A 24269-nucleotide genomic window follows, 5' to 3' on the forward strand; every position below is an offset into this window, starting at 1 on the left:
GTGCGCTACGCCAACGACTTGATGGCCGAGCCCGCCACGGCCCGCTCCGGCGTGACGTGGCGGCGCCGGGTCGGCAGCCCGAGCGTCGGGTTGGCGACGCCCCAGGCGGCGCCCTTGCAGACCAGCTCCTTGTACCCGGCGGCGAGCCGTCCGGTCAGGACCGCCTGCACGGCGCGGTCGTCGGCGGTGACGTACTGGATCAAGCCCTCCTTACGGCCCAGCGAGATGCACTGGTTGAAGTAGCGGATCGACACGTGCGGGAGCTTCCCGCCGGTCAGACGCGCCGCGATCGCGTCGGCGGCCTGCCACGCCGCCGGAGTCCCCGAGGCGCACGACATCCGCAGCGGCTTGTCCCCGGGGCCCATCGCCGAGGCCGCGTCGCCGACGGCGTACACGTCCGGGTGCGACACCGAACGCATGGTCCCGTCGACCACGATCTGGCCGGTGCCGGTGACCTCCAGGGTGGTCGCCTCCGCGATCGGGTGGACCGCGAAGCCGGTGGTCCACACGGTGACCGCGGCCGGGATGGCCCTGCCGTCGGCGGTGACGACGCGGTCGGCTTCGACGCCGGTGACGGCGGTGTGCTCGTACCCGGTGATGCCAAGCTTGCCGAAGACCTTCCGCAGGTGCTCGCGGCCCTTGGGCGAGAGCCAGTCGCCGAGGCCGTCGCGGGCGGCGAGGGCGACGTCGAGGTCCGGGCGGGCCTCGGCGATCTCGGTCGCGGCCTCCACGCCGGTGAGGCCGCCGCCGACGACGAGCACGGTCTGCCCGGCCTCGATGCGGGCCAGGCGCTCGCGCAGCCGGAGTGCTCCGGGGCGGCTGGCGATCTCGTAGGCGTGCTCGGCGGTCCCGGGGACGCCCTGGGCGTTCCAGCCGCTGCCGAGGGCGTAGACGAGCGTGTCGTAGGCGAGCTCTTCGGCGCCGTTGGCGTCGAGGACGGCGACGGTCCTGCGGTCGACGTCGACGCCGGTGACCTTCGCGAGTCTCAGTTCGACGCCGGTGCCCGCGAACATCTCGCGCAACGGCCGGGGCTTGAGGTCCTGGCCGGCCGCCAGCTGATGCATGCGGACGCGTTCGACGAAGTCGGGCTCGGCGTTGACGAGGGTGATGGCGACGTCCTCGCGGCGGAGCCGCTTGGCGAGGCGGCCGGCGGCGATGGCCCCGGTGTATCCGGCTCCGAGGACGATGATGCGGTGCTGCATGTCGTTGCTCCTGTCGTGCGCGGGCTTGCCCCTTGAACCGAGCGGGCCGCCGTTTCCTGACAGGAACGCGATATGAGGCACCTCACATCGAGTTGAACACGGGCTCCCCGTGGTCGGTGACCGCCCAGCGTGCGGTCGCTCGGTCGAGCTTGTCGGGGTTGACCTGGCTGCGGACCGCGGCGATGCCCTCGGCGGTGACCGCCAGGCACATGACGCCGACAACCCGGCCGCCCACGACGGCCACGACGGCGGGGTCGCCGTTGGCGGTGCCGGCGTAGACCTCGGGTACGCCGCCGAGCAGGGCACGCTTGGCCTCGCCGGGCTTGAACAGGCCCCGCAGGAACTTCGCGACCGCGACGGCGCCTTCGAACGCCTTCGCGCGGGCCGGGACCTTCCCGCCGCCGTCGCCGACCGCGACGGCGTCCCCGGTGAGCAGTCGCACCAGCGGCTCGGTCCGGCCGCTGGCGGCCGCCGCCAGGAACTCCTCGACGATCCGCCGGGCGGCGGCCGCGTCGACCTCGGTGCGGGCCTTGCCGTCCGCCACGTGCTTCTTGGCGCGGTGGAAGATCTGCTGACAGGCGGCCTCGGTGATGTCGAGGATCTCGGCGATCTCCCGGTGCGGGTAGTCGAAGGCCTCCCGCAGCACGTACACCGCCCGCTCGTTGGGGGAGAGCCGTTCCAGGAGGGTGAGGACCGCGTACGAGACCGATTCGCGCTGCTCGGCGGTGTCGGCCGGGCCGAGCATCGGGTCCCCGGCGAGCAGCGGCTCGGGAAGCCACTGGCCCACGTAGGTCTCGCGGCGCGCCCGCGCCGAGGCGAGCTGGTTGAGGCACAGGTTGGTGAGGACCTTCGTCAGCCAGGCCTCGGGAACCTCGACGCGGTCGACATCGGCGGCCTGCCAACGCAGGAACGTCTCCTGCACGGCGTCCTCGGCCTCCATAGCGGAGCCGAGGAGGCGGTAGGCGATGGCCGCCAGGCGCGGCCGGCACGCCTCGAACCGCTCGACGTCGTTCGCGGTCAGGGACATGGCCCGATCCTAGGCCGCGCCGTGCGAATCGGCCGCCGCCGCGATGGCCCCGCTGCTCGGTCAGTGGCGGCGGGTGCAGACCGAGGGGGCCCGGGCCACCGTGTCGGTCGACCACACCAGCGCGACGGTGAAGCAGTAGTCGGTGCTGCGGCTGAGCCCGTAGGCGATGTAGCTGTCGGTGCCGGCGGACAGCTCGACAAAGGTGTGCTGTTCCTGCCCCGAGCGGCCCCCGGCGACCACCACCGGACCCTCCGCCCCGGCCGGGTACGTCCAGCTCAGCAGGATGCTGTCCCGCCGGTCGGTCAGCCGTACCCCCTGGGGCGGGGTGCCGGGGGAGGCGGCGGGCGCGGCGTTCGGCGTGCCGGAGGGGGTGCTGGTCGGGGTGCTGCCGGTGGTGGGGGAGGGACCGGACGTGTCGTGTGGGCGGTCCACCCGGGACACTCCGGCGATCACCGCGATGGTGCCGAGCAGCAGCGCCACGACCACCCCGGCCACCACCAGCGGCAGCCACGGAGTGTTCCGCCGTGCGGGTGCCGGCGGTCGGGGCACGTGCACCGGCAGGTAGCGCGACGGCGGCTCGGGTTCGGCGGCCGGCGGCACCCGGCGTACGCCTTCCGGCTCGCTCTCGGTCAGCCCGACCACGGTGGGGGGCAGCGCGCTCGCCTCGGGGCGCCAGGGCTCCTCGGCCGGCTCGTCGGGCGGCCACGGGTAGTTGTCGAGCGGCGCGCCGGCCGCCTCTGGCGGGGTGCGCGGCGTGGGCACGCTTGAGTGCCCGCCCTCGGCCCGGCCGGGCGGCTGATAGAGCGGCGGTTCGGGCGGCTGGTAGAGCGACGGCTCGGGCGGGGCCGGTTCGGGCGGCGGGTAGAGCAGCGGCTCGGGCGGGCCCTCGGCGGGCGGGGGGACCCGGGCGGCGGGCACGACCGGCGCCTCCCGCTCGGGCGGCTCCGGGGCGGCGCAGACATGGTTCGGGTCGGCGGCGACCCGGGCCAACCCGGTGACCTGCGCGGCCAGCGGATCGTCGGCGGGCAGGTGCAGCCGGCACAACTCCTCGGCGAGCATCAGGTGCTCGTGGGACTCGGCGTAATGGCCGCAGTCGCGTTCCATCGCGCCGAGCTTGGCCAACATCTTGATGCCACTGGGGTGGCCGTCGCCGTATATCTCGCGGTGCAGCTCCCAGGTGTCCTGCAACCGGTCGCGGGCGACGTCGCACTGGCCGCGGGCATATTCCACGGTGGCCAGGTCGGCGTGGGCGGCCAGCACCCGCTGCGACTCCGGGCCGTCGCGGGCGGTCAGCTCGATGATGACGTCGGAGTAGAGCCGGGCGGCCCGGGCGTCACTGCCGACCCGGTGCAGCACCGCGGCGAGTGTGGCAGCGGCGGTGACAGTGCGCTCGTCGGAGCCGCCGTACAGCCGGGTGGCCGCCGCGTACGCGAAGGCGGCCCAGCCCCGCGCGGAGCGCGGCTCGCCGAGCGCGACCAGCAGCCGGGCCTGGAGCCCGGCGGCCTCGGCCAGGTCGGGGGTGGCGTTGGCGGGCCGGGGGTCGGCGTCGGTCAGCGCGCCGGCGAGCAGTTGCTGGGCGCCGGCGAGGTCACCCTCGGCCACCAGGTGGTGCGCCCGGACAGTCAGTTCGCCGTATCCGGAGGTCACGCCCCATCGTGCTCGCCTGACAACGGTAAGTACAAGCCCCGCAGTGGATCAGTTTGGTCGGGATCCGGTCAGGTGATCGGCCAGGGCGGCATCGGTGCGGGATTCCTCGCGGCGAGGTGGGGATCTCCGTACCGGCCTGAACAGCGGTGCGGTAGAACGGCAGGATGTCGACCGACACCATCCTGCGCGAACTGCTCGTCCGGCAGCTCGACCACTGGCTGCCAGCTGCGCTGCACCGTTCCCGGCGGGCCACCCTCGCCCTCGCGTACGCCGGGAGTGACATCGCGGGCGCGGAGGCCGCGCTACGGGTGGTGGCCGAGTTCGCCGACCGGCTGCGCGGGCGCCGACTGACCGTGCTGGTGCTCGCCGACGGCGGCGCGGAGCTGCCGGCCCGGCTCGGCGCGGCGGAGGCGGCCCTGCCGGCGGACGTCGCGGTGCACATGGTGCCCGGCCACCCCGACCGGCTGCCGATGGTGCTCAAGGCCGCCGGCGCGGCCGGCGCCCCGCTGCTGACCGTGCTCGACGGCGACCCGGACCCGGCCGTGCTGGCCGCCGCCGCCACCGGCCGCCCGGCCGAGCTGCTACTGACCACCGCGCCCGGCCGGGCGCTGCGTCCGGCGCTGACCGCGGCCGGCTTCCCGCTGGTCACCGAGGTGGAGCTACTCCCCACCGCCGATGCGCCGCCCCGGCTGCTCAGCTACGCCACCGGCTCCGACCGAGCACTGGAGGCGCTCAAGGACGCGCTCTGGGCGGTCGACGAGCACGCCGGGGTGCGTTACCGCGACCCGGCCGACCCGACCGGCCGTCTGGTGGACATCACCCTCGACCCGGACCCCGATCCGCTGGCCCGCGAACTGCTCACCGAACTCGCCCGCTCCGGCCCCCGCACGGTGACCGAACTGCGCCGCTTCGCGGTCACCTCGACGGTCTACCGGGCCGCCGACGCGAACCGGGCGCTGACCTCGCTGCTCGCCGCCGGCTTGGTCACCCGGGATCCCGAGCACGGCCGGCTCGGCGGGGACGTGCTGATCAGCGCCGCCGCGGACCGGCCTGCTGGGCCAACTGCCTGACCACGATGGACGCCCCGGTCGCGATCACGCCGATGCTGAACAGCATCTGCCCGCACACCACGATCCGGGCGACCTGTCCCTGGGCGTGCACGTCGCCGTACCCGACGGTGGTGATCGTGCTGAGCGCGAAGTAGAGCGCGTCCACCCGGGTCCGCAGGCCCACGAACTCGCCGGCCCGGTTGGTGGCCAGGACGTAGTCGCCCAACGCGAAGGCGAGCAGCCCGGCGACCAGCGCGACGGCGAGGTGGATCAGCGGGCGGACCGCCGCCTCACCGGTCGGCGCGGTGGGCGCGAGCTGCTCACGTACCTGCCGGGTGATCAGCGCGGCGACGGTCACCACCACGATCACGGTGCCGATCGTGCGCAGGACGAGCCGGACCACGTTCGGGTCGGACGTCAGCGGCACGAGGAAGTACGCCGCGACCAGCAGCAGGCACGCCAGCAGCGCCAGTCGGCGCTCCCGCCGGTATGTCCCGTCGGCCATGCGGCGATTCTCCGTCCCGATTCCGGCCGGATCGCCGGGAACGGCGAAATCGCCCGCCCTGGTCGACGGTCGATCCACTCTGGACGTCACTGGTCGAGCGCGCCGACGAGTTGGCGGTCAGGAGCCGGTGACGGCGTCCTCGGTCAGCAAGGGTGCCCCGGTGTCCGGGCGGGCGGGGCGCACCACGCGGACCGGCAGCGGTCGCTCCCGGGCGGCCCGGAACGCGCCGGGGCTCACCCCGACCTCGCGGGTGAAGAAGCGGCCGAAGTTGGTCGGCTCGGGGAAACCGAGCAGCCGGCCGATCCAGGCGATCGGCTCGTCGGTCGCGGCGAGCAGCCGGCAGGCCTGCAACGCCACCCGGTCGTCGATCACCTGCTTCCCGCTACGCCCGGTCACGGCCAGGCAGGCGCGGGTCAGCGTACGCACCGAGCAGTCGAGCCGGACGGCGTAGTCCTCCACCCGGCGGGTGTGCTGATAGTCGCGCTCCACCTCCCGGCACAGCCGCTGGAAGGTCGCCGTCTCCGGCCGCGGCGTCCACGGCGGTGCGCCGGGGAGCAGGGTCAGCCGCAGCAGCAGCACGGCGAGCTGATGGCGCAGCAGCGCCGCGGCGGCCGGCATCCCCGCGTGCCGGTCCGCGTCCACGGCCAGCTGGGTCACCTCGCTGATCACCGCGTCCTCGTCCTCCCCGGCGAGCTGCCGGTGGGCCGGCACCGCGTTCGGGTCCACGTCGAGGCCGCTCAGCGTCCCGGTGCCCCAGCGCACCACCGTCGCGTCGAACCGCGGGCCGAGGCAGCGCAGCACCTGGCCGGCACGGGCCCGTAGCAGCGTGCCGGGCCGGCAGGGCAGCGCGCGGAAATCCAGCTCCGCGCTGCCGTGACCGCCGGTGACCAGGATCAGCAGCTCGGCGTCGAGCAGGATCGGGCGGGGCCAGCCGGGCTCGGGCGCGAGGTCACCGAGCGCGCCGGTGACGATGTCGTCGGTGTCGTACCCGAAGGTGAGCAGGTCGGTGCGAATGGCCGGGGAAAGTTGACCGGTAGTGACCATCGTCCCGACGGTAACCGCAGGGGGCGCAGGTTGCACCTCGACAGTTCCGGCAGGTGGCGGCGGGTCTTGTCGCCGGGGACGCGGGCCGGTTAGGTTACCGATCGGTAGCGCCCGGGTCGGCGGACCGACCCTCGGCCCGCCGACTCGCGATGGGATGGGCATGACGGATCTGTTCTCGGTCGAAGGCAAGGCGGTCCTGGTCACCGGCGGTTCCCGGGGGATCGGACTGATGATCGCCCGGGGCTTCGTGCAGGCCGGCGCGAAGGTCATCATCTCCTCGCGCAAGGCCGACGTCTGCGAGGCGGTGGCCAAGGAGTTGTCCGCCGTGGGCCAGTGCGAGGCGATCCCCGCCGACCTGAGCCACGACGAGGGCGCGCTGGGGCTGGCCGCGGCCGTCCGGGAGCGCACCGACCGGCTCGACGTGCTGGTCAACAACGCCGGCGCCACCTGGGGCGCCCCGCTGGAGGCGTACCCGGAGAGCGCCTTCGACAAGCTCTGGGCGCTCAACGTCAAGGCCGTCTTCCGGCTCACCACGGCGTTGCTGCCGGCGCTGCGCGCGGCAGCCAGCGCCGACGACCCGGCCCGCGTCATCAACATCGGGTCGATCGACGGCCTCCGCGTCCCATGGCTGGAGGTGTACGCCTACTCGGCGACCAAGGCGGCCGTGCACATGCTCACCCGCAGCCTCGCCCACCAGCTCGCCGGCGAGCGGATCACGGTCAACGCGATCGCGCCCGGCCCGTTCGAGAGCAAGATGATGGCCTTCGCCCTGGACGACCCGACCTCCCGGGCGGCAATCGAGCAGCAGGTGCCGCTCGGCCGGATCGGCCGCCCCGAGGACATGGCGGGCACCGCGATCTACCTGTCGTCGCGGGCTGGCGCGTACCTGACCGGAACGGTGATCCCGGTCGACGGGGGCATCACCACGCACGGCTGACTTCGGGGCGTACCCGGTGGTGGTAGCCGGAGCCGCGCGGACTCGGCAGACCCGCGCGGCCCTGGTGTGCGTCGTCAGCGGCCGGCGAGCAGCCGGTTCACCGCCGTGTCGACGTCCAGGTGTTCGGCCTCCCGGCCGCGCGGGACGACGACGTAGGTCCGGCGCAGGAAGCGCACGAGGACGCTGCGCGGGACCTCGAAGAGGGCGTTGCCGTCCGGGGACGACAGCGCGAGCGCGACGAAGTCGCCGCGCGGCGTGGCCCACGGCCAGACCCGGACGTCGCCGATGCCGGCCGGCTCGTCGAGCCCGGTGACCAGCAGTTCGCGCGCGAACGACCAGCTCACCGCCTCACCGCCAGCGGATTCGGCGTGGAACAGGACATGGACCGCATACGGGTCAGCAGGGTCGTAACGCAGACTGGCACGCACCGGCAATGCGGTGGCGTCAGGCGCGACGAGCCTTAGCGACGTCTCGACCTCTACGGTCGTCGGTCGGATGACACTCATGGACGTTCTCCCCCCGGCACCGCGTGCGGAACGCGCGTGTCCCGCTTTTCCCATACTCAGCCGCTACTCGTGGCTACGCTCCGCCATACGCTGACTTCACCCAGTGGTGGGAAGGGGGTTGGAAACGCCTCCGAGAACGTGAAAATTCTTGTAGGATTTCCTGCTTTGCCCTGTTCCGTGATCCCGCCCGGCAGCGGATGGTTCAGTCGTCGACCTACTCCGGTAACGCCCAGTCGTCAGCGAGGGTGACGGGCCGGGGCGACACTGGGGTGGAAATGGTCACCAGGGGTTCCTCAGTGGAACCGAGGGCCACGGCCGACCCGCCGAAAGGAGCGGCCTGAGCAGCCGAAAGGCGGGGTGAGAGGTGCCGGTGGATCAGGGCGGCCAGGGCGCCAGCGACGATCGCCCGGACACCCCTGGCGCCATCGACCCGCGCCCCCGCGGCCGCTGGCGGGGCCGGGTGCACACCACCCTCGACCTGATCCGCGCCAACCCCACCGGCCGAGTCACCCTCAAGATCTTCATTGCCGTCGCCGGCGCCATCGTGGTCACCGTCGGTATCGCCCTCATCCCGCTGCCCGGCCCCGGCTGGCTGATCGTGATCGGCGGGCTCGGCATCTGGGCAGTCGAGTTCCACTGGGCCCGCCGGCTGCTCACCTTCACCCGACGGAACGTCCGAGCCTGGACGCGCTGGGTGTTACGACGATCACTGCCGGTGCGCCTCCTGCTGGGCGCGACCGGGCTGGTGTTCGTGGCCGTGGTGGTGTGGCTGTCACTCAAGTACAGCCTCGGCATCGACGTGGTCGCATGGCTGCTGAGCCACCTCGCGACGCGCTGACCCCCGGATTTTTGGTCTGGGTTCTCGATCAGGTAGAGTCATCGGCGCTGAGGGCGATTAGCTCAGCGGGAGAGCGCTTCGTTCACACCGAAGAGGTCACTGGTTCGATCCCAGTATCGCCCACGCAGGTCAAAGGCCACTTCCCGGTTTCGGGAGGTGGCCTTTCTGCTGTCGTACAGCAGCTTTGTACAGCAGTTCCGTCAGTGGCCGAGTGAGTCACCGAGCCGTTTGAGGGCATCTCTGGTCGCCTTCGTCGATACCTGTGTGTAGATCTCCATGGTCACGGCGAAGCGGGCGTGCCGGAGGACCTGCATGGCGACTCTCGGATGTACGTCGAGGTCGGCCAGGAGCGTGGCGCAGGTACGCCGGGCGTCATGAACGGTGATCGACTTGACCTTGGCCTTCTCGCACCGGGTTTGCCAGGAACGCTGGAAGTTGCGCGGCTCGATCGGTGTGCCATAGCGGGTGGTGAATACGAGGTCGGTTTCGTGCCATGCCTTGCCGGCGGCAGCTCGTGCCTCGTCGCGTTGTTCTTGCCTGAGTTTGAGGGCGGTCAGGCAGATGTCGGGCAGGGGGAGTGTGGCGTCGGACGCCTGGGTCTTGGTGTCGCGGTGGAGGAGTTGCCCGCGTACGCGTTGCAGTTGGCGGCCGACGGTCAGCTCTCCGGTGTCGAGGTCGACGTCTGCCCAGGTGAGGCCGAGGGCTTCGTCCTTGCGTAGTCCGGTGACGAGGACCAGGGCGTAGGCGGCGTAGAGGGGGTCCTCGTCGGCGCGGGCGGATTCGAGGAACTTTCGGGCCTCGTCGCTCGACCACGATTTGCCTCGGCGGCGGCGGACGGTGGCGAGGGTGACCGGGGCGGCCGGGTTCTTCGTGATGAGGTCTTCGGCCTGGGCGTGGGTGAGGGCGGCCCGTAGCGCGGCTCGGATGTCGCTGACCGTGCGGGTTGACGGGGCGGCCTGGCAGCAGCGGCCGACCGCGCAGCAGCGGCGCTTCTCCTTCCGGCGGGCGGCGTCCTTGCCCTGCGCGCAGCACTGGCAGGTGCGGGCGACCTGGTTGATCCAGGTCTGCACGTCCCGTGACTGGAGCCGGTCGAGCCGTTTCGCACCGAGGCCGGGGGAGATGTAGCGGCGGACGAACGTCTCGTAGGTGGCGTAGGTGAGGGGTGCTCGGTTCGGCTGGATGATCTCGGTGAGCCAGTAGGTGAGGAAGGTGCCGACAGTGGGGACGCTGGTCGCCACCGGGCCCTGCTTGGCCTGCTGGTGCAGTTTGATCCACTTGTCGTGGACGGCCTCGCGGGTCTTGCCGTAGACGTACTTGCGGGTGCGTCTGCCGTCGGGTTTGGTGACCCAGACGTAGGCGGCGAAGCCGTTGCGGTAGGGGAAGATGGAGCCTTCGCCGTTGGCTCGTACGCGTCCGGGCATCAGGCTGCCTCCTGGCGTTCGACCTGCTCGTGGATGTAGTCGTCGACCCATTCGGGGAGGACGCGGCGGTACTTGCCGTCCTTGATGGAGCGCAGCTCGCCGGTGGCGATCTTCATCTTGACCTTGGAGATGCCGAAGCCGAGCAGGACGGCGACCTCGGCGGGGGAGTACCAGCGCGGGGTGAGGTCATGGCTCATGCGGCGGCTCCGGTGAGCCAGGCTTCGTGGGCGAGTTCTTCCCGGCCGATGCGTCTGCCCTCGCGTCGCTGTCGGGCGGCGGTGTTGGCGAGGAGTGCGTCGCCTTCGCTGAGCCAGCCGGAGCCGACGTAGGTGAGGGTGCCGACGGTGATGGTGTCGGCCGTGTCGTCGTCTTCGGTGCGGCGGTAGGTGGCGCGGGTGTCGCGGAGCAGGCGGAAGGTGACGGAGTAGCGGCGGGCCTTGGTGAGGAAGTGGCCGCCGAAGCCGAGCATGTGGGCCCAGCGGCGCAGTCCGGCGTAGGGGCGCGGTTTGGTGTCAAGGCTGTCTTGACGGTCGCCGGCCGTTGCGGCGCCGCTGGTCGTATCGGTGCCGGTGGGTCGTCCGAGGTGCCAGCAGGCGTCGATGAGGCGGGCGAGGTGGTTGCCTTCCGGGTCGGCGTAGTTGTCGATCGTGGCGGGGGTGAGTCGGGTGGAGCAGTGGCCGGTGGCTTCGGTGGCCTTGGTGGCGTACTTGGCGAGGTAGGCGGCGACCTTGTCGTCGGTCAGTTCGCCGCCGGCGCTGTTGATGCGGCGGACGTCGACCTGCTCGCCCCAGGCGACCAGCCAGCCTTGCGGCCGGTCGGGGTGCGGGGGTGTGGTGACGGTGATCTTCGAGGCGGCGGCGTGGACGGCTTCCTCCAGGTCGTCGACGGTGATGCCGGCCGGAGGCGGCACGAGAGCGTCCGGGTCGTCGGGATCGACGCCGTCGAGGCGCAGCAGGCAGTGGAAGTGCACGGCGGCCCGGCGCTGCATCTCGGCGACCTTGCCGTGCGACACCCGCACGGGCGGCACCCAGCGGACCTTGCCGGAAGCGGTGACGATGCGGGCGAGCGGGATGCCGCGCTTGCGGCAGAGGGCGGCGAGGTGCCGTTCGATGGACTGCTTGGTGCGCCGCCACAGCTCGCCGGAGAAGTAGTTCCAGACGACCTGGTGGTTGTGGTTGTAGCAGTCCAGGCACAACGGCTGCCCGAGCCGCGGATCGTCGGCCTCGTGGCGGGCGAAGCACACCGCGGGCTGCCCGTGCCGGCAGGTGCCAGCCTCGCGGCGTGCATGGCAGGGGGCCGGGCGGCAGTCGCAGCGCTGCCGGCTGCGGCAGGTGTGGCGTGCGACGTGGCGGTGGTGGACCGCGCCGAAGGATGGGGCGGTGAACGTGGCGAAGACGACCGGGTGCCGGCCGATCGAGGCGGGGACGCCCTTGCCGCCGGCCAGGCCGCAGCGGACGACCTGGTAGGCGTCGCCCTGGTAGACCCAGGCGCAGTCTCGGCACTGCGATTCGCGGCGGTTGCCGCATGCCTTGTAGAGCGCCCGGTCGGGCAGTTCGTCAGTGTGCTGCTCGTTCAGGATCCGGCCGGTGTCGCGGTCGACGGCGGCGATGGTGCCGGTGAGGCGGATCGGGCGGGAGCAGCCGCCGGCGGAACGGGTGTGCTCCAGCCAGCCGGAGAACTCCGGCGCGGTGGCGCGATACAGGGCTTGGGCGTCACGGCCGGCGACGAGACCGGGACGGTACAGGGTGAGCGGGGTGGACATGACTCTCTCCTCATGGGGTGGCAGGGACGGGAGACGAAGCACCACCAGCCGTGGACGTTGGTCCGCTGGTGGTGTTCGTCGTGTCTCCTGGCACCGCCGAGAGGGCGGCTGACGCCGGAGGGCGGAATCGTGGTCGTGCCACTTCCCGCCGATGGGGCATGTCCTTTCGCGCTCGTCGAGCCCGATGCGTGAGGCCGGCACGGGTGAGGAGCCTGGAATGTCGGCATCCGGCGGGTTGCCGCAGGCGGCCCCCACCCGTGAGGTGTGCGAATCCGGGCCATCGTGGACGGCAGGAAAGGCCGTGCTGGGCACTCAGCAGATTCGGGGAACCGGCGCAGTGGCCGGTGCGGTCGAGAGCTGGCGGGACGTGGCCCGCATCAGCGGCAGGAAGGCCGCTCGGCATCTCCGACGTCGAGTCCAGCGATCTGGCAGGAAGGCCGCGCTGGCGTGCTCGACGAGGGCCAGAGTAGCACCGGGTACCGACAGGTCAACCCGCCGTGAAACTGCTGTCGAGCTGATCGATCACAGGATTGGCTCGGCGCTGCCTACAGCGCGATGCGATTGTCGACCGATCGCAGGGCCGGGCCGGTGTACTCGGTGAGGCTGAAGCGGCGATGCCCGTCGGTGGGATGCACGGTGACGGCGACAGCGCTCTCGTCTTCGAATCGCAGCATGAAGACGGGGTCGAGTTCGCACAGGAATGCAAACGCCTCGCGGTCCTCGTCGCTGTCGCTGACCAGGCGACCGTCGGCTTCCCAGCCGCCGGTGACGGCGGCAATCACGACGGCCACCTCGACGCTGCCGAGCAGCGTAGATGAGTTCGCCCACCAGTCCAGCCAGCACCGGCCCTCGAAGCGGTCCATGCAGTCATCCTTCCAGGGGCGGTAGCGGGGCGGTGGGGTGGCCAGGGCGACCCGGCCCCCGTTGTCGTGCGAGGCCCAGCCGGCTGCCAGCCGAGTGGGAGAACTTTCCTTACATCGATCAAGGCGGCCCTTGACGGGCCGCACGCGCCGCCGCCTGGGCGCGCGCCGGCCGCTGCCGCTGTCGCTCTGCGGCCGTCACGCCTGATGCCCGGCGGCTGGCGCGGAGAGCGGGGAGCCCGGGGCCGCCGCAGACGGGATAGCGGGGACAGTGGTGGAGGTTCGTCGCCGGCAGCCGGCCGCGCCGCGCCTGAGCAGCGCGGCGCAGGAAGGGGCGCGCCGGGTCCGCGCGGCAAGCCCCGAGCATGGGGGCGGTGGCCGCGCGACGGCATGCCGGTCGTCCAGGAGCCGGCTCCGCAGCCGCTCAGGGTCAGGTCAACCCCTCGCCTGGGAGGGGGAGGGGTGGCCGCCGGTGGCCAGCTCCGACCCCGGGAGCCGGGTCCGTGCCGGGCGAGGTTGGGGTCAACTGCGCCACTGTGGCGGAGTCCGCCGGGGGCACGGTCCGTGACACGAGAGCCGACTCAGTCTGTTCCGGCAGCGTCCGTACGTGCGTCAAGGTCAACTTGACGTGGCGGGCCGGGCGGCGGCCCGCTCCCCAGACGGGCGGGTCGTAATCAGAGGGGATGGCAAGCAAGGTGACAGCGCTGACGATCTCAGTAGGATGCTCGCATGCCTCGGCCAGTGATCTTCGACCTCTACCACACCCTGATCCACGGTGCCGATGAGGAGCGCGACCGGGTAGTCGGCGAGATGGCGGTCATGGTCGGGGTGGCTCCGGCCGCCCTGGTCGCCGCGTACCACGCCACCTGGCGGGACCGGATGGTCCGGTGGGACGTGGAGGAGACCATCCGAATCCTCGCCGGACGCCTCGGCGGTACACCAACCAACGAGCAGGTGACACGGGCCGGTGAACATCGGCGAGCCCTCGGGCGCCGGGTGCTGGACAGTGTCTCGACCGCAACCCTGGACGTGCTCGACGCGCTACGCGACGACGGGCATCCGCTGGCCCTGATCAGCAACGCCACCTCGGACACTTCCGAGGCATGGCCGCAGAGCTGGCTCGCCCACCGGTTCGACGTCGCGGTCTTCTCCTGCGACGTCGGGCTATCCAAGCCGGACCCGGCGATCTATCACCTTACTGCTGAGGGCCTGGGCGTTGGGCCGGCGGAGTGCATCTTTGTTGGCGACGGCTCAGACGGTGAGCTGGCCGGGGCGGCAGCGGTCGGTATGACCGTCTTCCGGACCACGGAGCACAACGACACCGACCCCAGCTGGGGCGGGCCGGCTATCGCTACCTTGGCCGACCTGCCCGCCATACTCCGAGAGCCGTTCAAGGTCATGGAGCCGTCCGGGGCACACACGGGGCACAAGACAGCGTGAAACGCTGGCAACCAGCGACCAATGACGTGAGCCCAAGACGGGACGTGACCAGCGTGCCGACCAGGCTGCCGCAGGTCACGGGAGGGCGCACCTAAGTTCCGCTTCAACGTCTGACTCTCGGGCTGGGTGACCAACTGGGTGACGACCGGGGCGGCCGACGCAGGACGCCCACGGACGATGGTGGACTGTTCCGGCTGCTCACCCCGGCTGCTCACCCCGGCTGCTCACCCCGGCTGCTCACCCCGGCTACTTGCCCAGCTCATCGACGGCTGATCATTCCTTGGGGACGAAGGAGTCACCGTCGTGCCCCTGGCCTTGACGAGCTGCTTTCCTGGGCGAAGTGGACCGAAAATGTCCGAAGACCATCAGAGCTACTCGGCGACGCGCAGTACCAGGGATCCTGTCCCGCTGGTTCGCGTCGCGTTGATCGTCCAGCAACCAGCAGTGGGAAAGACCCAGCCGGTGCCCCACTCGTCGCCCGGCCGATTCCAGTTGCTGCCGCCATTGCCATGCGGCTCGACCCAGACGGGCTTGACCGCTTTTCCGTCGGGACCTGTGGCGCTGATCGCGAAGTCGCCACTGCCGGTCATGCGCCAGACCACCTTGAGTTCCTTGCCGGCCACCAGCACAGGCTCCTGCTCCTTTGCAAACGGCAACGCCCACAGCTCTGCCCCGTCACCGGTGCCCTCAAGGTCCGGGGGCATACCGGGCCCGGCTAACCGGGCGGTCGGCGGACAAGCCGAGGCGGTAGGCGGTGCAGGCTCAGCTACCTGCCCTTGTCCAAAGACGGACGTCTGAGGAGAGGGCTCGAATGGGGTCTCGGGTGTGGAGTCGCACCCGGCCATCATGATCACTGAGATCAGACCAAACCACCAGATTCGGACGGAGGGGAAACCCGAAGCCATAGGCAACCCTATCGTCGATCTGCTGAGAGTGTGGTCCTCAAAGCCGTCAGGTGTTCCCGCTTTTCGAGCACAGAGATCCGCAAGCGCGGGCCGCATCGCGGCTTAGGGGTTCAAGCCTCAGCCTCACCTGAGCCCGTGCCCGATCCGTGCCCGATACAGCGGTCAACATCGGCGAGCGGAGGTCCATCGCAGAGCTCGGCCGAGTCGCTCATGCTTCAACGACCAGGGGGCACCAGGCCGGGGGGCCGCGACTCAACCCGATTCCCAAGCTGAGGGTAGGCACCGTCAGCGCCGGCCCGGCCCTGGCCTGCTGTCGACCTCCGGCCGGCATCGGCCGAGCCGGCCGGCCACACTGGCGGACGACCAGGACGAGGCGGACCGCCCTGGGTGACCAACTGGGTGACGACCCGGACGGCCGGCGCTGGACGCCCACGGACGATGGTGGACTGTTCTGGCAGCTCACCTCGGCTGCTCGCCCAGCTCATCGACGGTTGATCATTCTTTCACGCCGAAGGAGTCGCGAGCCCTCAGTCAAGGCCAACTCGCTCGACCACAACGCCCCTCTCGCTGCGGTCAGGTCAAGCTCTGGGATCGACCTGGGCCAGCTACCAGCAGGGGGCGGGCGCGCCGCAGCTGCCAGACGACCAGCCCCCCACCCACAGAGCCAGGTGGATAAAAATCCAAGCCAGGACCGCAAGTACGGATGCGCCAGCCACGCACCCGGCAATCGCCAGACCGCGACCACGTTGCCCAGTCGTCTTGATCTCCTTCAGCCCCACGACGCCTACGACAACCGGCAATCCGCCGAGCACCAGCACATAGATTGAAACGTCGATCTGCAGGGGCGTCAGCCCAGTCAGGCCCGCGCTGACGTACAGCAGTAGAACTAGGCCCATGCAGCAGGCCACGATCGCCAGGGAGTTGTACCTTCGCTGATTCTCGGAGAGCTGACCGGTCATGGCCAGAGTATGCCCATAGCGTGAGGCGGCCGGCGGTCCGCACCAGCCCGCCGGACGAGCGAGGGTAGCTGCCGACAGCAACGGCGACAGCAACCGGCCGGGACGAGGACAGCCAGCAAAGGCCGGGCGTGGACAGTCGCCCGAGGTCACGGACCCGGACGGATTCCCCCGGACGAAGCGCCCAGAACTTGTAAACGAGGCGTCAGGCAGCAAGGAGGCAGTACGAGCATCGGTGTGGGTCGACTCCGAACGTGAACCGACGAGGTTCGCTGCCTGCTCGTGGACGCGGGCCGCCGCCAACTGACAGCGGGCGACAGTTTGAGACCCCATCGGCCGATGGGGATCGGCGTCGGGTGTTCGTCTGGGGCCTCGCATCGGGAGGTGCGCCCAAGAGGTGCCGTCTACGGCGTGGTGTGGGTTTGGCGCGGATACTGGCGGGGTGGTGGAGAAGCAGGCGACGGAGTTGACCCGGTGGACCGTTCACGGCGAGCGGGTGGTGGACGACACCAGGCGGGCGCGGCTGAGCATCGCCGAGGTGGAGTTGCCGGACGGGGTGCGTTTCGAGCAGTACGTGATCCGGGCTCCCCGGTCGGCCATGGTTGCCGTACTCGATGATCAGGAACGTTTGCTGTTGATGCGGCGGCATCGGTTCGTGTTCGACCGGTGGGTGTGGGAGCTGCCCGGCGGCTACGTCGATGGCGAGGAGCATCCGGCGGTGTGTGCGGTGCGGGAGGTCGAAGAGGAGACGGGCTGGCGGCCCCAAGGGGTGGAGCCGTTGCTGTCCTTCCAACCGTGGGTCGGTACTGCCGATGCCGAGAATCTGCTCTTCCTGGCCCGGCAGGCTGAGCACATCGGTACGCCCGTGGACGTGAACGAGGCAGAGCAGGTCGCCTGGATTCCGCTGGACGAGGCGTACGGGCTGGTGTCCCGGGGCGAGATCGTCGGCGCTGGCACGGTGATCGCCGTGCTGGAGTTGGTGGCGCGGAGGGCTCGGGGGAAACTGTGATGCTCAGCGTCGTGGGCCGAGGGTGGCGTCGATGCGGCCGGTGAAGTGCCGGACGGCGGGTAGTCGCCGGTGCGGGGCGAGTTGGGTTTGCAGGTCGCGGAGGTAGCGGACGGCTCTGGCGGAGCGTAGTTGGGTGGTCAGGGTCAGGGCTTCTGCGCCGATGGTGCAGGCCCGATCGGGTTCGCCCTGTTGGGCGTGGACGCTGGCCAGCAGTGCGAGGTTGAAGGCTTTGCCGCGGACGTAGCGGTTGTCCATGCGTAGGGAGCGGGCGGCGAAGCGTTCGGCGTGGGTGTTGCGGCCGAGGGCGTGGAAGCAGTGTCCGAACTTGGCCGACAGGTATGCCTCGTCGAAGTAGCTGAGCCATTGCGGGTCGGTGCTGCGGTCGGCCCGGTCGAGGGCTTGTTCTGCCTGGTGCAGGGCGGCGGCGCAGGCCCGTTCGTCGTTGGCTTTGGCCAGGGCGTGGGCTTGCATGACGTGGGCTTCGGCGGTCAGGACGGGGACCCCGGCGCGGCGGGCGGTCTGGCCGGCGGCGCGGGCCAGGTCGAGGCCGGTGTTGGTGTGGCCGAGGTAGGTGGCCTGGTGGCTCATCGCGGCGAGGATCTCCGCGCCGAGGCCGTCGTCTCCGGCGGCGTGGGCGAAGTCCAGGGCGAGGGTGAGGTACCGCTGGGCGATGCCGTGTTCGGCTGTGTCGTACGCCTGCCATCCGGCGAGTTGGGCCAGTTCGGCGGCGGCGCTGAGCAGCCGTTGGCCGGTGGGGTGGTCGTACCGGCCGTCGGTGAGCAGCGGGGTCACCTCCTGGTGGAGGTAGCGGGCGACGGTGTCGCGGGCGTGCCCGCCGCCGTACTGGTTGTCCAGCCGGCGGTAGGTCGCGGTCATCGCGCGGATGGTGTCAATCTCCGGTTGACCGACCGTGCTGCGACCGGGTTGGGTCACCGGGACCGGATCGGGGGCGGTAAACCAGCGCAGCGCCGGCAGGGTGTAGCCGGCGGAGCTGAAGGCCACCTGCCGGAGTACGTCTCGACGGTTCACGTCACCTCGCCAAAGCTCTGCGGCACTGCGTACGTCGTCTTGCCAGGTCCGATTGACCGGCAGCTCACTGGGCCGGCTGGGGGTGAGCCGGCCGGGGTCGGCCGGCGGCGCGGCCTGTCGGGGTGCCAGGCCCATCGTGGTTCGCGCGTGGTCGGGCATCCGGCATCCGTCGGCGATCCGCTCCAGGACGTCGATCGAGGTGACCTTGCGTCCGGCCATGATCCGGCTGACGTAGCCCTGTTCCAGCCCGACGGCGGCCCCGATCCGGCTCTGACTCGCCCCGGTGAGGCTGGTAATCCAGCGGAACAGGCCGCCGATGTCGCGGGCAGCCAAGGCGGTCAGTACCTCCCCGTGCGACCACGCATCCTCCGGTATTCGAAGCGGATCGAGCAGCACGGCAGCTCCCAGCGTCGCGTTCCGACTACTCAAGGTGTTCAGGTCGACAGCCTAGAGCGACCATTCGCGCTGGTCGAGCCGTCCCATGTCACCGTGACATGACCGCTGGCCATGGAGCGGCCCGTCGACGGACGGGAGGGTCGGCGCATGTCCTTCGATGTCGAGAACCCGCCCGTGGAGCCACCCGACGAGTGCCAGCACCGCCTGCTGTGGCGATTGGCCCGCGCCCTCTGGGAGGCCCACCGGCCCGACAGCGCCGGCTTCTGCGTGGTCGCTGGCTGCTGGCACACGAACCAACGCGACCCCTGCCGGCTGGCCCAGCTCGCCCAGGAGGGGATGCGAACCGCGTGCGGCGAAGCCACCCCCGCCTCGCCGCCCTGGATCGCCGTCACCCGCGAGCGCCTGGCCGCTGGGGACATCGACCCCGTGGACGCCGTCGCCGAAGCCCTCTGGCATCGCCGCCACACCCCCAGGGCGGGGCGGTGACCGATGGGAGCCCTCTACACCTCGGCAGCCTTCCGCGAGTACGCCAAGGCGCAGGTGGCCCATGCGGACATCCTGCTGGCCAAGCACTCCGAGTTGGCCCTGAGCCTGTGCCGGTGCGGCCGACTCCACCCCTGTGACGACCGCCAGCACTGGCTACGGATGCGAGCCCACTTCGGGCGGTTCCTCGTCGAGCAGCGGTACAGCAGCGAAGTACAGCAACCCCACCCACCGAACCCGACCCGAAGCGACCCCAGCAGGCCGGACGACCTCGCATGACACCCGATCCGACCGGCCTGCCGAGAGTTCACACAGAAGAGGTCAGGCTCCGCCGAGGCGGCAGCCGACGGAGCTTGAGATCAAAAGGAGCATCGGGATGGCAGGGCTTCCTGCTCGTGCAGGCTTCTTCGCTCACATGCTGTTGGGCGTTTGGCCGCGTCGCCATACCTCACCCTGCACGCCATGGCGCTCTGCTGCGTACCGCTCCTGGTCCGATCTGGCGTCGCGGGCCGCAGCCGAATCTTCAGGTGATGAGAGCCGCTTCCGGTCTCGCCAGCCAATGAAGCCAAACACCGCGACCAGCAACACGATGAACACAACGAGAGACACCAGCACTGCCGTCATGCCATCGACGCTACGGCATGCGCGCCAGCACTGGGTGCCTCCGTCTCCCCGGCCTTGGCAACGAATTCTGCCAGCAAGATCCGGAACATGTGCGGAATGATCAACCGAAAGGCGCGAGAGGGATCGAGCTCCGACCCTGGTAGAAGACTCTCTTGCCCGGCAAGCGCAACTGCCTTCCTAACTAAACCGTGTGTCAATCGACTCGACTGCGACGCTGTCACCTCACCGCGCGGGCCAGCCGGGAACGCCTCACGATGCGCCGCCAGCAGCTCGACCGCGAAGCCCGGCACCGGGACAGAACGGCGGCCCGCCCGCGACTTCGGGTAGGGCTTGATCTGCCCGCGACTCAGGCCAAGCGCCTTGCCCGCCAGTAGGCAGATATCAACTGGGAGGAGCTGGCCGGGCTGCATATCGCCCTGGCGGTCGCCGCCGTCGGCATGGACGAGGAGATCGAGGCGCACGCCGGCATCCTGACATCCCGGCCCTGCCGGGGCGCGGCACCGCCGCACACGCCTTGCGAAACAAACGAGAACGGCACAGCGTGCCCCGCCCGCTCGTCTTCGGTTACCGTCCGCTACGTCTAAATCACGGAACGGGAGCAGGCGGCGCCCGGAGCGCGGCAGGACGGGAAGAAAACCGGGGAAGGCGAAGGTGAATGCAATGGATATCATTCTGGTCCCCGCAGGCGGCGGCCAAGTGCTCGACAGCCAGACGGGATTCAGAATTCTGGAGGACGGCTCGAACACTGGGCACCGGATCGGGGTCATGTAGACAGCCTCCCGCCGGGCAGCGACGGACCGCCTCAGCACATCCACCGCAAGCACACCGAGACGTTCTACGTCGTATCCGGGACGGTGCGCCTCACCTCCGGCAGCGAGCACGTCGACGTCTCCCCAGGAGGGCTGGTCACCGCGCCGATCGGCGTTCCCCACACCTTCTCCAACCCCGACCCTGACCAGTGGGCGACCTTCGCCTGCACGGTGGCTCCGGACCTCTACATCGGCTACTTCCGCGACCTGGCCGCGCTGAGGGCAGAAAGTGGCGGCGCGGACAAGGTGAGCCCGAACACTGACCTCCAGATAATGGCCCGCTACGCCACTGAGCCGTACACGCCGCCCGGCTCATAGGCGGACCGGCCGGCAAGTGCGCCGCCACCAGCCGTCCCAACTTATGCTCGACAGTCGCCCTAGGTTCTATGGGTGGTGGGGAGCGTGGCCGGCGGGCTCGTCACATCCGGGATCTCAGCACGTCGACCTCGCAGCCTGGCGAGGACGGGTCGAAGCCGTGCTCGACCAGCCAGCGGATCACCAGCAGGCTTCGCATCGACCACCACGCGCGGATCACGTCGAGGTCGACGTCAGTGCCGTAGCCGGCGACGACGTCGCCAAGGTGCTCCTCGTGTCCGAGCGTCAAGGTGGCGAGGTCGAACAGGGCATCGCCCTGGCTCGCCTCGGACCAGTCGATCACGCCGGTGATCTCGTCAGTGTCGACGAACACGTGGGTGACCTGCAGGTCGCCGTGCGTGAACACAGGTGTCCACGGCCGGAACGCAGCCTCGGCAACCCGGCGGTTGCGCGTGACCAGGTCGGTGGGAAGGACGCCGTTCGCGACGAGCCACTCGCATTCGCCGTCGAGGCGCGATGCCAACTCGTCGAGGCTCCGACCGGGCCATGGCGGCAGCGGCGCGTCGTGCAGCATCCGTACGGCGGCGCCCGCCGCGGCCCACGCCGCTGGGGACGCGGTCGACGGCTCGCCGAGGCGGCCGAGTGCCGTCCCTGGGAGGGCGGCGAGCGCGAGCACGGGCGGCTTCCGCCACAGGACCTCCGGAGTCGGGATCGGCGCCATAGCCATCGCCTCGACCTCGACGTCGGTGCGCGCCTGATCAGCGTCGATCTTCAGGAACACGTCGCCGACGCGCAGGGTCGCGCGCTCGTTATGGGCGACGACGACCTCGACCTCTTCCACGTCGAACATTTTCGCGGGGATGACCACCGACGTCACGGGGTTTATAGCGTGCGACTGCACGTCGTGATACCGATCAGTCGCGCAGGTCGCGAGCCCGGACAGCCGGCTGCCGGCGGTGTGGATGGCGTTGGCCGTCGTGGCCGAGGAGGGGGCGGCCGAGCCGTTACCGTGCTTCCCGGTTCCTATCCCGATCACCCCGGCGTGTTGTCTCGTCAGCACGAAGGATCGCGTCGCTCAACAGCAGACGCGCTGCCGAAGCACTGTTGGGGTCCGATGCCGCGATGGTGAGCGCGCCTGAAGCCCAACTGCGGTAGCGGCGACGCGGCCGCGACCTCTGGGCCCTGCCGATGATCCTTCGAAACCACCTCATGGGATGAACCCTCAGGGTTGAAGTGGACTTGAGGTCAAGGCAGAGCGTTGTCAGACGGGCATCAGCGTGTCAGGCGAACGGGATGGCAGGTGCGGCTTGAGGGGACTGCTGACGACCTTCCGGCGGGCATCCGTCTGCCCGGTATCCTGCGTTTCCTCCATGGCAAGAGAGCTGACTACGTGGAGGAATGCAGCTGCATCGACGGCAGTCTGGTTTCGCTGACCTGGTTTGAAGGTGCGATCAACATCAAGGGTCACTGCGATGGCGACCTCTACCGTGAGTTTGGAACCTTCGCCGAGGACGGCGGATGTAGGTGCCGGCGCGTCGGGGTAGGTCGCGGCCGGGCGGGCATCATCAAGCCGCGCCCGGCCGCATCACTCACGCCAGGATCGCGCTGAACCGTTGGCCGTCGAACTCGCGGACGCGAACGTTCGCGACCGTGCCGAGCTCGGCCTTGGCGCTGCGCACGAGCCCGTGCACGCCTGCCGGAGTCTCGACGAGCACGCCGAACGGCAGGACCTTGGTCACGGTCACGGCAACGAGGTCGCCGGCTCGCATCGGGGTGGTCATAGAGTCTCACCCCCTTTCGATCATCGGGGTGATTCGGGGCGGCGGCACTGCGGGTCGCTGTTCTCCTTGGTCTTGTGCGACTGACGCAGAACCCGGGTCCACCCGGACATCACGCCGAAGACGATAACAGCGGTGGCTGTGCGCAGCGGCGCGGCGAAGGTTATACGACGCAGAATTCGTTTCCTTCGGGATCGGCCATCACGACGTGGCTCGGGACGCCGTTCACCACATCCTCGCGGACGATCGAGGCCCCTGCTTCGAGCAGCCGCCGCACTGTCTCGGTCACGCGGGGCCATCGAATGTCCTGTGGCTGGTCCCGGCCGCCCACCTTGAGGTCGATGTGCAACCGGTTCTTGGCCACCTTCGGTTCCGGCACCTTCAAGAACGTGAGGCTCGGCCGAGTTCCTTGTGGGTCGACCAGGTAGGCGCCGTCGTTCCACTCCTCGGGCGGCACCTCCCAACGGATGAGCCACTCCTCCCAGCTCGCAAAGCCCTCCGGCACCGGCGCGTCCACGTAGCCGAGGGCCTCTCGCCAGAACGCGGCCAGGCGGGCCGGGTCGGCGCAGTCGATCGTGATCCCCCACACGACAGTCATGGACGACCTTTATACCCGCTCCCATCCCCCCGGTCGGGCGGCAGAGTCTCGTACGCCGCGTTCCGGGGCTCATCGCGCACGTACCGTCGGAGGGTGGACGTGCTGTTGCGCGGCGGGCCGGGCGACGGGCAGGTGGTGCCCGGCGGCGGGGAAACCGTCGTGTGGCGGGCGTGCCTGTACGAGATCACCTTCGAGTACGGCTGGCGGCACGGCCGTGACCTGCGTGTGTACCGGCACCGCCCCGACTGCTGCGAGCCCTACGGCCGGGGCGCCGAGGACCGCTGCGAATGAGACCGGCCTGGCTCCGGGGCAGGTTTGGTCGGCGCCTACCCCCCCACCACTTAATCGAACATGCGTACGATCGCCGTGTCGAAGAGGTGGTCCGGAGGCTGTGTGAAGATCGAGCGCCACGCGGTTGGGGAATCTCGGACGGCCCCGAAGGAGCAGGTGTGAAGCACAGGCGGCGCGACCGCAAGCGCTGGGAGCGGGTCGTGGAGCTGTTGGCCGTCATCATGCTGGTGATACCGACGAGTTTGATCCTCTTCTCTTCCGAATTGCTCTGGCGCGGCGACTTTGTGGCAAGTTCCCTGCTGCTGGCTACCTTTACGGTTCCACCAGGTCTGGCGCTCTGGCTTATCGAGCATCGCCGTGGCCGGCAGGGCGGGCGACCAACTGAGTGACTTGCTGGGTGACGATCACGAGGGACTGTCCTCGAAGGCCCGTGCCATCGGGGGGCTGATGTTCAATGAGGACATGGAATGGATCTCACTCTTGGTGCTGCTGGCGGTCCTGGGGCAGCTCATGGTCGGTGGCCGCGGTCGGCGCGCAGCCGACCGCCAGGCGCGTCAGCTGGCGGCGGTGGAGCGGAAGCTCGGTCTCATCATGGACCACCTCGGTATCCGCGAGCCCGAGCCCGATGCCCCCGCCACGGTCCTCGAAGAGCTGATGGCCGGCCGCAAACTTCAGGCGATCAAGGTGTACCGCGACGCGACCCACACCAGCCTGACGGAGGCCAAGGACGCCGTCGAGCTGCTCGCCAGGCGGTACGGCTTGGAGTGACGCTTTCGCGGCGCGGGCGATGAGGCGTCCGGCAGTGGGGGCCCGCCCATCGCCCGTGGCAAGATCGGCG

At 70.3% G+C, this 24269-nt stretch carries 30 protein-coding genes and 1 tRNA gene; 13 read left to right on the forward strand and 18 right to left on the reverse strand.

What is annotated here, in order from left to right; translation table 11 throughout:
- Positions 1-5: 5 nt before the first annotated feature.
- From AB0C02_RS17755 to AB0C02_RS17765, 3 genes are all read right to left on the reverse strand, one after another.
- Positions 6-1202, reverse strand: coding sequence for an FAD-dependent oxidoreductase (locus AB0C02_RS17755; RefSeq protein WP_357549232.1), 1197 nt, complete (start codon positions 1200-1202; stop codon positions 6-8).
- Positions 1203-1284: 82 nt separating this feature from the next.
- The gene (locus AB0C02_RS17760; protein WP_357549233.1) at positions 1285-2229 is read right to left on the reverse strand and encodes an RNA polymerase sigma-70 factor; all 945 of its coding nucleotides are present in this window, start codon (positions 2227-2229) and stop codon (positions 1285-1287) included.
- Positions 2230-2289: 60 nt separating this feature from the next.
- Positions 2290-3876 (reverse strand): tetratricopeptide repeat protein, encoded by a 1587-nt coding sequence (locus AB0C02_RS17765; RefSeq protein WP_357549234.1) that lies wholly within the window; start codon positions 3874-3876, stop codon positions 2290-2292.
- Between the two features lie 164 nt (positions 3877-4040).
- Here AB0C02_RS17765 and AB0C02_RS17770 point away from each other — a divergent pair, with 164 nt between their 5' ends.
- Positions 4041-4946: a hypothetical protein gene (locus tag AB0C02_RS17770; RefSeq protein WP_357549235.1), complete on the forward strand. Its 906-nt coding sequence runs from the start codon at positions 4041-4043 to the stop codon at positions 4944-4946.
- On the opposite strand, the gene AB0C02_RS17775 is transcribed toward AB0C02_RS17770, so the two are convergent.
- Both AB0C02_RS17775 and AB0C02_RS17780 read right to left on the reverse strand, forming a co-directional pair.
- Entirely contained in the window at positions 4906-5430 is a 525-nt protein-coding gene (locus tag AB0C02_RS17775) for a potassium channel family protein (protein ID WP_357549236.1), read from the reverse strand. The genes AB0C02_RS17770 and AB0C02_RS17775 overlap by 41 nt on opposite strands.
- A 117-nt stretch (positions 5431-5547) precedes the next feature.
- The gene (locus AB0C02_RS17780; protein WP_357549237.1) at positions 5548-6474 is read right to left on the reverse strand and encodes an AraC family transcriptional regulator; all 927 of its coding nucleotides are present in this window, start codon (positions 6472-6474) and stop codon (positions 5548-5550) included.
- Positions 6475-6634: 160 nt separating this feature from the next.
- On the opposite strand from AB0C02_RS17780, the gene AB0C02_RS17785 reads away from it, so the two are divergent.
- Positions 6635-7411, forward strand: coding sequence for an SDR family oxidoreductase (locus tag AB0C02_RS17785; protein ID WP_357549238.1), 777 nt, complete (start codon positions 6635-6637; stop codon positions 7409-7411).
- A gap of 74 nt (positions 7412-7485) precedes the next feature.
- On the opposite strand, the gene AB0C02_RS17790 is transcribed toward AB0C02_RS17785, so the two are convergent.
- Positions 7486-7917, reverse strand: coding sequence for an SsgA family sporulation/cell division regulator (locus AB0C02_RS17790; RefSeq protein WP_007457244.1), 432 nt, complete (start codon positions 7915-7917; stop codon positions 7486-7488).
- A gap of 424 nt (positions 7918-8341) precedes the next feature.
- Between AB0C02_RS17790 and AB0C02_RS17795 the strand changes: the two genes are divergently transcribed.
- Positions 8342-8755: a TIGR02611 family protein gene (locus tag AB0C02_RS17795; protein ID WP_357549363.1), complete on the forward strand. Its 414-nt coding sequence runs from the start codon at positions 8342-8344 to the stop codon at positions 8753-8755.
- Between the two features lie 51 nt (positions 8756-8806).
- Positions 8807-8878 (forward strand) — tRNA-Val (locus AB0C02_RS17800).
- 77 nt (positions 8879-8955) lie between these two features.
- On the opposite strand, the gene AB0C02_RS17805 is transcribed toward AB0C02_RS17800, so the two are convergent.
- From AB0C02_RS17805 to AB0C02_RS17820, 4 genes are all read right to left on the reverse strand, one after another.
- Entirely contained in the window at positions 8956-10176 is a 1221-nt protein-coding gene (locus AB0C02_RS17805) for a tyrosine-type recombinase/integrase (RefSeq protein ID WP_357549239.1), read from the reverse strand.
- Positions 10176-10373 carry an excisionase family DNA-binding protein gene (locus AB0C02_RS17810; protein ID WP_357549240.1) on the reverse strand — a complete coding sequence of 66 codons (198 nt, stop codon included), beginning with the start codon at positions 10371-10373 and terminating at the stop codon, positions 10176-10178. Before AB0C02_RS17810 ends, AB0C02_RS17805 begins: the two co-directional genes overlap by 1 nt.
- Positions 10370-11938: a replication initiator gene (locus AB0C02_RS17815; protein ID WP_357549241.1), complete on the reverse strand. Its 1569-nt coding sequence runs from the start codon at positions 11936-11938 to the stop codon at positions 10370-10372. Before AB0C02_RS17815 ends, AB0C02_RS17810 begins: the two co-directional genes overlap by 4 nt.
- 545 nt (positions 11939-12483) lie before the next feature.
- On the reverse strand, positions 12484-12801 hold the full coding sequence (locus tag AB0C02_RS17820; RefSeq protein ID WP_091191307.1) for a hypothetical protein: 318 nt from the start codon (positions 12799-12801) through the stop codon (positions 12484-12486).
- Between the two features lie 726 nt (positions 12802-13527).
- Between AB0C02_RS17820 and AB0C02_RS17825 the strand changes: the two genes are divergently transcribed.
- Complete coding sequence (locus tag AB0C02_RS17825) at positions 13528-14238, forward strand: HAD-IA family hydrolase (RefSeq protein WP_357549242.1); 711 nt, start codon at positions 13528-13530, stop codon at positions 14236-14238.
- Between the two features lie 371 nt (positions 14239-14609).
- Here AB0C02_RS17825 and AB0C02_RS17830 read toward each other — a convergent pair whose 3' ends face one another.
- Positions 14610-14942, reverse strand: a complete 333-nt coding sequence (locus AB0C02_RS17830; protein ID WP_357549243.1) for a hypothetical protein — start codon at positions 14940-14942, stop codon at positions 14610-14612.
- Between the two features lie 806 nt (positions 14943-15748).
- Positions 15749-16102 carry a hypothetical protein gene (locus AB0C02_RS17835; protein ID WP_357549244.1) on the reverse strand — a complete coding sequence of 118 codons (354 nt, stop codon included), beginning with the start codon at positions 16100-16102 and terminating at the stop codon, positions 15749-15751.
- A gap of 439 nt (positions 16103-16541) precedes the next feature.
- Between AB0C02_RS17835 and AB0C02_RS17840 the strand changes: the two genes are divergently transcribed.
- The gene (locus AB0C02_RS17840; RefSeq protein ID WP_357549245.1) at positions 16542-17108 is read left to right on the forward strand and encodes an NUDIX hydrolase; all 567 of its coding nucleotides are present in this window, start codon (positions 16542-16544) and stop codon (positions 17106-17108) included.
- A gap of 3 nt (positions 17109-17111) precedes the next feature.
- Here the strand turns inward: AB0C02_RS17840 and AB0C02_RS17845 are convergent, their stop codons facing one another.
- Positions 17112-18533, reverse strand: coding sequence for a helix-turn-helix domain-containing protein (locus tag AB0C02_RS17845; RefSeq protein WP_357549246.1), 1422 nt, complete (start codon positions 18531-18533; stop codon positions 17112-17114).
- Between the two features lie 147 nt (positions 18534-18680).
- Here AB0C02_RS17845 and AB0C02_RS17850 point away from each other — a divergent pair, with 147 nt between their 5' ends.
- Positions 18681-19019, forward strand: a complete 339-nt coding sequence (locus AB0C02_RS17850; protein ID WP_357549247.1) for a hypothetical protein — start codon at positions 18681-18683, stop codon at positions 19017-19019.
- Between the two features lie 3 nt (positions 19020-19022).
- Positions 19023-19295, forward strand: coding sequence for a hypothetical protein (locus AB0C02_RS17855; protein WP_357549248.1), 273 nt, complete (start codon positions 19023-19025; stop codon positions 19293-19295).
- Positions 19296-19427: 132 nt separating this feature from the next.
- Here the strand turns inward: AB0C02_RS17855 and AB0C02_RS17860 are convergent, their stop codons facing one another.
- Together AB0C02_RS17860 and AB0C02_RS17865 are read right to left on the reverse strand one after the other, a co-directional pair.
- Positions 19428-19640, reverse strand: a complete 213-nt coding sequence (locus AB0C02_RS17860) for a hypothetical protein (protein ID WP_357549249.1) — start codon at positions 19638-19640, stop codon at positions 19428-19430.
- Positions 19637-20101, reverse strand: a complete 465-nt coding sequence (locus AB0C02_RS17865; RefSeq protein WP_357549250.1) for a hypothetical protein — start codon at positions 20099-20101, stop codon at positions 19637-19639. The genes AB0C02_RS17860 and AB0C02_RS17865 overlap by 4 nt, the downstream gene beginning before the upstream one ends.
- A gap of 255 nt (positions 20102-20356) precedes the next feature.
- Between AB0C02_RS17865 and AB0C02_RS17870 the strand changes: the two genes are divergently transcribed.
- On the forward strand, positions 20357-20767 hold the full coding sequence (locus tag AB0C02_RS17870; RefSeq protein ID WP_357549364.1) for a cupin domain-containing protein: 411 nt from the start codon (positions 20357-20359) through the stop codon (positions 20765-20767).
- 100 nt (positions 20768-20867) lie between these two features.
- Here the strand turns inward: AB0C02_RS17870 and AB0C02_RS17875 are convergent, their stop codons facing one another.
- On the reverse strand, positions 20868-21800 hold the full coding sequence (locus tag AB0C02_RS17875; protein ID WP_357549251.1) for a phosphotransferase: 933 nt from the start codon (positions 21798-21800) through the stop codon (positions 20868-20870).
- Between the two features lie 264 nt (positions 21801-22064).
- On the opposite strand from AB0C02_RS17875, the gene AB0C02_RS17880 reads away from it, so the two are divergent.
- Complete coding sequence (locus tag AB0C02_RS17880; RefSeq protein WP_357549252.1) at positions 22065-22373, forward strand: hypothetical protein; 309 nt, start codon at positions 22065-22067, stop codon at positions 22371-22373.
- Here AB0C02_RS17880 and AB0C02_RS17885 read toward each other — a convergent pair.
- Positions 22354-22545, reverse strand: coding sequence for a hypothetical protein (locus AB0C02_RS17885; RefSeq protein WP_357549253.1), 192 nt, complete (start codon positions 22543-22545; stop codon positions 22354-22356). The two genes, AB0C02_RS17880 and AB0C02_RS17885, sit on opposite strands and share 20 nt — an antisense overlap.
- A gap of 160 nt (positions 22546-22705) precedes the next feature.
- Positions 22706-23140, reverse strand: coding sequence for a VOC family protein (locus AB0C02_RS17890; RefSeq protein WP_357549254.1), 435 nt, complete (start codon positions 23138-23140; stop codon positions 22706-22708).
- A gap of 93 nt (positions 23141-23233) precedes the next feature.
- Here AB0C02_RS17890 and AB0C02_RS17895 point away from each other — a divergent pair, with 93 nt between their 5' ends.
- The 3 genes from AB0C02_RS17895 to AB0C02_RS17905 all read left to right on the forward strand — a co-directional run bounded on the left by AB0C02_RS17895 (position 23234) and on the right by AB0C02_RS17905 (position 24199).
- Positions 23234-23431, forward strand: a complete 198-nt coding sequence (locus AB0C02_RS17895; RefSeq protein ID WP_357549255.1) for a hypothetical protein — start codon at positions 23234-23236, stop codon at positions 23429-23431.
- Between the two features lie 158 nt (positions 23432-23589).
- The gene (locus AB0C02_RS17900) at positions 23590-23820 is read left to right on the forward strand and encodes a hypothetical protein (RefSeq protein ID WP_357549256.1); all 231 of its coding nucleotides are present in this window, start codon (positions 23590-23592) and stop codon (positions 23818-23820) included.
- Positions 23789-24199 carry a hypothetical protein gene (locus AB0C02_RS17905; protein ID WP_357549257.1) on the forward strand — a complete coding sequence of 137 codons (411 nt, stop codon included), beginning with the start codon at positions 23789-23791 and terminating at the stop codon, positions 24197-24199. The genes AB0C02_RS17900 and AB0C02_RS17905 overlap by 32 nt, the downstream gene beginning before the upstream one ends.
- Positions 24200-24269: the final 70 nt, after the last annotated feature.

The sequence above is a fragment of the Micromonospora sp. NPDC048999 genome (assembly GCF_040649295.1).
Taxonomy (GTDB): Bacteria; Actinomycetota; Actinomycetes; order Mycobacteriales; family Micromonosporaceae; genus Micromonospora.